This window comes from Sporomusa sp. (genome assembly GCF_035561255.1).
Lineage (GTDB): Bacteria > Bacillota > Negativicutes > Sporomusales > Sporomusaceae > Sporomusa.
The window spans coordinates 1-8,541 of the sequence record NZ_DATMXX010000004.1 but is presented as its reverse complement, the minus strand read 5'-3'; the positions used below and the strand labels follow the sequence as shown (position 1 = coordinate 8,541).

General features: G+C 46.2%; 7 protein-coding genes. 5 read left to right on the top strand and 2 right to left on the bottom strand.

Going from position 1 to position 8,541, the window contains the following annotated elements:
- Together VN379_RS00310 and VN379_RS00305 are read left to right on the top strand one after the other, a co-directional pair.
- Positions 1-498: hypothetical protein (locus tag VN379_RS00310; protein WP_325529650.1), on the top strand; the 498-nt coding region annotated here is incomplete at its 5' end.
- Positions 499-826: 328 nt separating this feature from the next.
- On the top strand, positions 827-2,185 hold the full coding sequence (locus VN379_RS00305; RefSeq protein WP_325529648.1) for an S-layer homology domain-containing protein: 1,359 nt from the start codon (positions 827-829) through the stop codon (positions 2,183-2,185).
- Positions 2,186-2,287: 102 nt separating this feature from the next.
- Here VN379_RS00305 and VN379_RS00300 read toward each other — a convergent pair whose 3' ends face one another.
- Entirely contained in the window at positions 2,288-3,190 is a 903-nt protein-coding gene (locus tag VN379_RS00300; protein ID WP_325529646.1) for a LysR substrate-binding domain-containing protein, read from the bottom strand.
- 207 nt (positions 3,191-3,397) lie between these two features.
- On the opposite strand from VN379_RS00300, the gene VN379_RS00295 reads away from it, so the two are divergent.
- The 3 genes from VN379_RS00295 (at position 3,398) to VN379_RS00285 (ending at position 8,000) form a co-directional block, all read left to right on the top strand.
- Positions 3,398-6,367 (top strand): molybdopterin-dependent oxidoreductase, encoded by a 2,970-nt coding sequence (locus VN379_RS00295; protein WP_325529644.1) that lies wholly within the window; start codon positions 3,398-3,400, stop codon positions 6,365-6,367.
- A complete protein-coding gene (locus VN379_RS00290; protein WP_325529642.1) occupies positions 6,364-7,203 on the top strand; it encodes a 4Fe-4S dicluster domain-containing protein in 840 nt (279 codons plus the stop codon). Before VN379_RS00295 ends, VN379_RS00290 begins: the two co-directional genes overlap by 4 nt.
- Positions 7,204-7,403: 200 nt before the next feature.
- Positions 7,404-8,000: a Uma2 family endonuclease gene (locus VN379_RS00285; RefSeq protein WP_325529640.1), complete on the top strand. Its 597-nt coding sequence runs from the start codon at positions 7,404-7,406 to the stop codon at positions 7,998-8,000.
- Positions 8,001-8,261: 261 nt separating this feature from the next.
- Here the strand turns inward: VN379_RS00285 and VN379_RS00280 are convergent.
- The coding region (locus VN379_RS00280; RefSeq protein ID WP_325529638.1) for a hypothetical protein at positions 8,262-8,541 on the bottom strand (280 nt) is incomplete at its 5' end.

Sequence of the window (8,541 nt, the reverse complement as noted above, 5' to 3'; positions counted from 1 at the left end):
ATGTTGTCCGGTTTCTCCATCATCGCTTTGGTAACTTCGACACTTTTCACCAAAGACATATATGCTTATACCAGTAATAAATGTATGTCCCCGACAGAAGAGAATCGGGTAGCCCGTATCACCATCATCGTCTTCTGTATACTTGCGACCGTTGTGGCGCCAATACTGCCGCCGATTGTGACTGCGATAAACTGGCTCTTCTCCTGGCCTGCACCAATAATGGTTATGTGCCTGATCGGCCTATTTTGGAAGCGGTCGACTACAGCAGCCATTACCACAATGGTCGCTGCCTGGATCGTTAATATGCTGTGGTCATTTACCAGTTTACCTGCTGCTATTGGCCTTGAAATGCTGACAACTGCAAATGTGTATGCGACCTTGAGTGTGTCTATTGTTGTTGGTGCTCTGATGACCGCCTTGTGTGAAGGAAAACCCGGGATATTTAGAGTATCTGAAGCTGTTTTGACGCAAGAAAAGGCTGAGGCAGCTCAGGCGTGATGAGAGTTACGAGATTTTTTAGGGGAGGAATTTGAATGCTTTTCTGGGACTTGTTCCTTGCCAATATGGGAGTTATGATTTTTGTTTGCTTTGTCGGGCAATGTGTCGTTTTGTACCAAAATCGAAAATAGGGAGGGTTCATTATGAATAGCGGTCCGTTGCTGGAGACTAGCTGGATGGCCTCAATTGTTGTAATGATGTTGATATTTGGGGCAATAACTGCCTATCGATCTTTTAAAAAGAATTAAGGCTTGCTTGGGGTACCGGCCTTAAAACGCAAAAGTGCATTAATAATCTATATAGAGAAATTATAAAAGGTGGGAGACTAATGAAAAAAGGTCTAATTGTAGTGGCAGCAGCAGCAACGCTTTGTTTTACCAACATTGCGCTAGCAGCAAGTGATCAATTTAGTGATGTTCCGGCAAAACACTGGGCCTATGATGCAGTGAGCAAATTGGCACAAGCGGGTATTGTCAGTGGTTATGATGGCTCATTCCAGGGCGAACGGACCCTGACCAGGTATCAAATGGCTGAAATCGTAGCAAATGCAATGACGAAAACGGATAAGGCTACTGATGAGAACAAAGCGTTAATTGTTAAGCTGTCTGCTGAGTTTTCTGATGAACTCAAGGCACTCGGCAAACGCGTCGATACTGTGGAAAAGAAGCAAGGCCCGCTTACAATTGACGGCTTTGCGCAGTATCGTTATGAATATACCAAGAACCCCCGGATGATCGCGGAGGATGCAGGACTTGCGGCTCCAGGCGCTGCGGGTAGAGCCGATGATAAGAGCGCTTCCCGTACCTTGCTCTGGCTGAATATTGCCAACCAGTTTGACGGCGACACCTACTTCCATGGCATTCTTGGCGTGGAGACTTTAGGCGGCAGAACCAATGTTACTTCCTTGCAGGCCTGGGAAGCGAACTTTAATAAGAAAATCGGCGCCAATGCTGAAGTAGGCCTGGGCCGGTTCTTCCCCAGCCTCGGCTTCGGCACAATTAGCGGCGCTCCGTATATGGACGGCGGGAAGCTCTCTTTCGGCAAAGCGGTTAAAGTGAACTTCTATTCTGCCAGGTTAGGGGATCGTTCGGAGGTGACTACTTCCAATCCTAGCGGCATCTTCCCCCATCGGACATATAATCTCGGCGATGTAAAATTCAGCCTGGATCAGGATACAGATATGGCGGTGTCATTCGTTCAGGACAAACACAAGGAAATGTACAATTCGGCTGCAATTGGTCTGAAGTATAAAGGGATTTCTGATGTTGTTCTTGACGGTGAATGGGGCCGGAATACTGCGGACTTTGCAAAATTAGCGAACGGTGGTTCTGCCCCTGAGGCGTACTTTATCCGGGCGAAATATAAGGGTGCCAATCCTTTCGTGGTGGGGTCAACCGGCTATTCTGTCCAGTATAAATACGCAGAACCTGGTTTTGACGCGCTGGCGTTTGCTTCGCCGTTTGCCTGGAATGCGCCCTTGAACTATACTACTGTGGCCTTGGGTGGTATCGCAGATAACCTCAAAGGCTTTGAAGTTGGTTTTGAGACTACCGTTGCCAAACGCACCATTTTCAACATGCGTTATAACAAATTGGACCGGGTGAAGTATTCGGCCCAGTCTATGGCCAATAATGCCACTAATGATGACCAAAGCTTCTTCACAGCTCAAGTTACCTATATTTTCTAATATTGACATTGTTTAAGGCGGCCATTAACAAACTAAGCAGGTTTTAATGAATTATCCCGTGATCACTAGGAGCACGGGATAATTCATTATGTATTAAGCAAGTTAGCAGATGCGATTTTCTAACTGCAGTTTTTCAAGCTCTTGCAGAAACAAAGGAACGGCAGGATTGGAATGCACCTCTCCCCAGGCGACAACGACATCAAAGCCGGTGCCGCCACCCTCGATGTCTAAAAAGCGCAGTTCAGGACTTGCGTATACTTGAATATGACGTGGCAAAATAGCTGCACCAATTGCAGATTCAACCATAAGTAAAGCGTTTTCAGGAAAAGCGGAAAGCTTGACGAGGTTAGGGGAAAAACCATTGGCTGCACAGAGATCGATAATCTGATTATGGAGACCGGGAGATTCATCTGGTGACAGAATAATGAAATTTTCCTGGGACAGTGTCGATAGATTGATCTTATGATTGCTTGCAGCAGGATGGTCGTGTCGCAGAACAATGGCAAGCGAATCGGAATAAAGGGTTTTCCAGCAATATCCTGTCATTTTGGCTAAATCAAAAGACAGAGTAAAACAAATGTCGATATCCCCTCGTTTGAGCGCATTGGTAAGTGCTCCCAGATTTAGCTGATTTAATTGTAAATCAACATTGGGGTAAGTACTGCGAAAGCGAGAGATCAGCGCCGGAAAAAAGTTTTTAACAGGGACGCCTAAAAAACCGATTTTTAATTGACCTGCGAACCCGGCAACTGCAAGGCGGATTTTTTGAATGCCTTCATCATAGTGAGTAAGAATAGCTTTCGTCTCTGCCAGCACCACTGCGCCAATCGGTGTTAGCTGCACACTTTGTTTATTGCGGGCAAACAACTGCACTCCGAGCGCATATTCTAAATCGGCGATGTGTCTGCTGAGAACAGGCTGGGCAATAAAAAGCTGTTTGGCAGCTGTACTAAAGTTTAAATGTTCTGCAAGGCAGGTGAATTCACGTAACAACTGGATTTCCATGGTACCTCCCGACGAAAATACTCTCTAACAGTAGTATAAAATGATTGTGTGCCAAGGGAAAGCTCTTTTAGGAAAAAAGATGCGCGTACTCAGACCGTAATACTTTTTTGTCATAAGCTTAGATATATACGGTATTTCCTGTAAAAAGCAGATTGCGGTATGATTAGGTTGCAATGATAGGCGTTATTTTGAAAGGAGAAGAGTAATATGGCATTTGAAAGTACGCAATTTTCTGTCATTCTTTTCGGGTTAGAAAAAATCCTGAAGATGACGGCAATACGAACGAACACATTCGCCCGGCGTCTGCGAGAAAAAAATCTGATTGCTCAGATAAAACTGCGGGATAACTCTCAGGGCCGGTATTTTATTTTCAAGAATGGTAAGGTTTCTTCCCAGGCAGGTATCCATGATAAACCTGATATCGCTATGATATTCGAAGATGCCGAGACTGCGGTGAGGTTAATGAGCCCTACCAAGACGCAGCTGGAATTTATCAGTGCAGCCAAGCATTTTCAAATTGACATGCAAGGCCCGGACGAACTGACACTCTGGTTTGCTGAAACCTTGAACATGACTATGAATATTGATCCTGAATATGGCGTGGATATGGGTAAGGGTGTCAAGCGCTACACAAGTAATACTAACGGAGGGCCAGTTTTTGTCTACGTTAAGGACGGCAAAATCATCCGCATCACCCCGATTGAGTTTGATGAGGAGGATGCCGATCCCTGGGTGGTTAAAGCCAGAGGCAAAACTTTTTCACCACCTAAGAAAACTACCGTTAACCCCCATACCCTAGCCTGGAAATCGATGATTTATTCGCCGGACCGTCTGCTTTATCCGATGAAACGGGTGGATTTTGATCCCAATGGCGAGAGAAACCCGCAAAACCGTGGAATATCGGGTTATGAGCGGATTAGCTGGGATGAAGCGCTGACTATTGTGGTTAACGAGATTAAGCGGGTCAAAAAGGATCATGGCCCCGGGGCCATTATGAATGGCAGCGGCTCTCACCATACCTGGGGGGCGTTAGGCTATTGGCTGAGTGCCAGACTGAGATTTTTCAATGCCATTGGCTGGACACCGGTGGTGCACAACCCTGACAGCTGGGAAGGCTGGTTCTGGGGGGCTACTCATCACTGGGGGCAAAGCGCCCGTAACGGCGGCTCGGAAACCTATAATTTGGTGGAAGACTGTCTCCAGAACTGTGAAATGATTGTTTTTTGGTCGAGTGACCCGGAATCTACCAGTGGTGTATATGGTGCCCAGGAAGGGACCGTACGCCGGCAGTGGCTGAAAGAACTGGGCATCAAGATTGTCCATATTGATCCATACTACAACCATACTGCCGGTCTGATGGGCGGAAAGTGGCTGGCACCTAAGCCGGGAACAGATAGCGCTATGGTCTTAGCGATTGCCTATGTGTGGATGACGGAAAACCTCTATGACAAAGACTATGTGGCTGAGCGCACCACTGGTTTTGAAAAATGGCAGGACTATGTCCTTGGCAAAGAGGATGGTGTACCTAAAACACCGGAATGGCAGGAGCAGGAGACCGGTATTCCTGCTAAAGATATCAGAGCCTTGGCGCGGGAATGGGGCCGCAAAAAAACCTATCTGGCAGCCGGCGGTATCATCGGCTTCGGTGGCGCTTGCCGCACCGCAACTGGAACAGACTGGGCCAGAGGTATGGTATGTCTGATGGCCATGCAAGGACTGGGTAAGCCGGGCGTCAATATGGGCGGCATGCAACAAGGCACACCTGTTGATACACGCTTCTACTTCCCCGGTTATGCTGAGGGCGGTTTTTCCGGTGATCTGTTTGCCACAGGCAACTTCCTTAACCTGTATCAGCGGATGCCTAATATCGTCACTATGAATACCGTCAATCAGGGTGTGCCGCGTCTCAAGATACCCGAAGCCATTATGGAAGGCCACTGTGAGGGGTGGTCGTCTGACGGCAAAACAATTGAAGGGCAGTTCTTCCCGATTAAATACCCGTCTCCTGGTCATTCCCCGGTCAAAATGTACTATAAATACGGCGGATCACATATCGGCACAATGGTTGATACAAACCGCTACGTAAATATGTACCGGTCAGATGGTCTGGAGTTTGTTGTCAATCAGTCGATTTGGTTTGAAGGCGAGGCCCAGTTTGCCGATGTTATCCTGCCGGCCTGCACTAATTTTGAACGTTGGGACATCAGTGAATTCGCTAACTGCGGCGGTTACATTTATCACTCGTTTACGCAGGTTAACCACCGGGTGGCAGTGTTGCAGCATAAATGTATTGAGCCGCTGGGGGAATCAAAATCTGATATTGAAATCTTCCTGGAACTCTCCAAGCGGTTGGGGCTGGGTTCGGTTTACTCAGAGGGTTCTACCGAACTGGAATGGTGCAAGCGGTTATTTGACGGCACCGACCTGCCAAACCGCCTTTCCTGGAAGAAGTTCCTCAAAAAAGGCTATTATGTGATTCCGCCCCTGCCCGAAAATCGCCGTGACCCGGTGTCTTTCCGCTGGTATGCTGAAGGCCGGGCGAAAGATACCCCGGAACCGTTCCCCGCTCCTGCCGACTATACCGGCGAATACCGGATGGGACTGCAGACCCAGTCAGGGAAAATCGAGTTCGAATCCTCCAGCCTAAAACGCTTTGATCCGAATGACCCTGAACGGCCGCCCCTTATGAAATATAACCCCGCCTGGGAAGGGCCTCATTCCCCTGAGCTGTTTGCAAAGTACCCGCTGCAACTGATTTCACCTCACCCCAAATTCACCTTCCATACACAAAGTGACGGCAAGGACAGCACTATTAACGATATTAAAGATCACCGGGTGCTGATTAACGGGCATTATTACTGGATTGTGAGAATCAATTCCAGTGATGCCGCGGCCCGGGGTATCAAAGAAAACGATTTGGTTAAGGTATTCAATGACCGTGGTGCTGTTATTTGCGCCGCCCAATTGACTGAACGCATTCCTCCGGGAACCGTACACTCTTATGAATCTTCGGCTGTCTATAAGCCGGTAGGGGAACCCGGTAAATCGCCCGATCTTGGCGGGTGTATCAACCTATTGACACCAAGCCGGATGATGATTAAAAAGTCCCATGCCATGGCGGCTAATTCCTGCCTGGTTGAAATTGGTAAATGGAGCGGAGAGGAGAGCGTTTCATGAAAAAGTGGCATTTAATTATTGATGTCGAAAAGTGTGTGGATTGCAATAATTGTTTCTTAGCCTGCAAAGATGAGCATGTTGATAATGAGTGGCCGGGATATACCCGGTCACAGCCCAGACATGGCCATCGCTGGATAAACATCATGCGCACAGAGCGGGGGCAATACCCAATCGTTGATGTGGCCTACCGGCCGACTACCTGCATGCATTGTGAGGATGCCCCCTGTATTAAGGGTTCACGCGGCAGTATAAGCAAACGTCCTGACGGTGTTGTTGTCATAGATCCTGATAAAGCAAAGGGCCAGAGAGAATTGACAAAAGCCTGTCCCTATCAGGCTATCTGGTGGAATGAAGAACATGATACTCCTCAAAAGTGCACTTTTTGCGCCCACCTGCTTGACCAGGGCTGGAAAAAGCCGCGCTGTGTGCAAGCCTGTCCTACCGGCGCACTTAGAGCCGAATATGTGGAAGACGCCGAAATGAGCCGTATCTGTCAGGTCAATAATCTAGAGGTGCTGCAACCGGAGTATAATACGCATCCCAGTGTGTATTATCAGAATTTGTATCGATTTACTAAGTGCTTTATTGCTGGCAGTGTTGCAGTTAATAGCAACGGTGTTACTGACTGTGCCGAAGGTGTTCGGATTAGCCTGTTCTCTGATCAGAAAAAGCTTTCTGAGGCAGTTACTGATAATTTTGGGGACTTCAAAATTGATAACCTGTCTGCAAACAGCGGTTATTATACTATCGAGATTGAGATGATTGGATTTAAGAAGACCACAGTGACAGTTGAATTAACTGCCAGTCAGAACATCGGTACTGTATACCTGGGATAAAATTGCTATAAATTCAATACTATACTCCAGGCCCTTTCGTTTACAGAATTAATTCTAACGACAGGGCCTGGTTTTTTACCGACAGGGTCTTGCATGAAATCCTTGCGAGCGATGATTTTATCACTTGTTGTGATCTTTTTGCTTTTAAAATAACAAATTTGGTATAATAAGAATAAAAGGATTTTTAGGAGATGAGCATCATGGGCAAGCGCGCAGTCAAAAGGGATAAGGTTTATACTTACGCCGACTACCTGACTTGGCCTGAAAATGAGCATTGGGAGCTCATATACGGTACAGCCTATGCAATGAGCCCAGCCCCTAACAGACAACATCAAGAAATATCAAGAAATCTATTAGTTGAATTTGCCGTTTATCTTAAAGACGAGAAGTGCCAAATATATGCAGCACCATTTGATGTTCGTTTACCACAAAAGAATGAGGACGAGAACACTACCACGACAGTAGTACAGCCAGATATAACGGTTGTTTGCGATGTTAGTAAGCTTGATTCTGCTGGTTGTAAAGGCAGTCCAGATCTTATTATAGAAATCTTATCACCATCTACAGCAAGCCATGATGTTATCAAAAAACGAAAACTTTATGAATCCAGTGGAGTTTTTGAATATTGGGTAGTTGATCCGGCTCATCAGATAATTACTAGATTCTATATGAATGAAGAATTGTCTGAGTACAGAAAAGCGGAGTATTTCGGTAGGGAGGGTATTATCACTCCCATCATCTTACCTCAACTTCAGATTAAACTGGAAGACATATTCCGTAACAGTATAATAGAATAATGGCTGTCATTAGACTGTTTTTCATGAGAAGACCCCCGAGTATTCGGGGGTCTTAAAATTTGTCGACCAGGCCTGAAGGGCGATTTTGCACCTGATTTGACAATTCGCTCAACCATAATGGTAGCGAAGGGTTGGTATTTGATTTTTTCCAGGCAGCTACAATGTTGAGCGAGTGGTCTTCGCCTTCAAATTCAACACAAGAACTTTATAATGAAAAGCTAAACCGGATTAAGACTGTGGTGGCACTGGGATGACAGATTGTCATGCTGTGATTCCATTTAAACGTTTGTTTAAGTGGTTTAACTCTTTCTTAAGAAGAGCAATCTTTTGAGACAAGGCATCGCGTTCAGGGCTTAAAGGCATTTTTACCCAAGAACGCTGGTCCTGATGTAATTCCTTGTTGATAGCAAGATATTTGGCAATATCAGTAGGGTTTTTGGATGGCATTATGGGGCTGGTGTTGTTATACATCAATAGATTCCTCCTCATATTACAAAACAATCTATTTGAATTACGTTCTGATTTAGGTCTATGTTGAAAT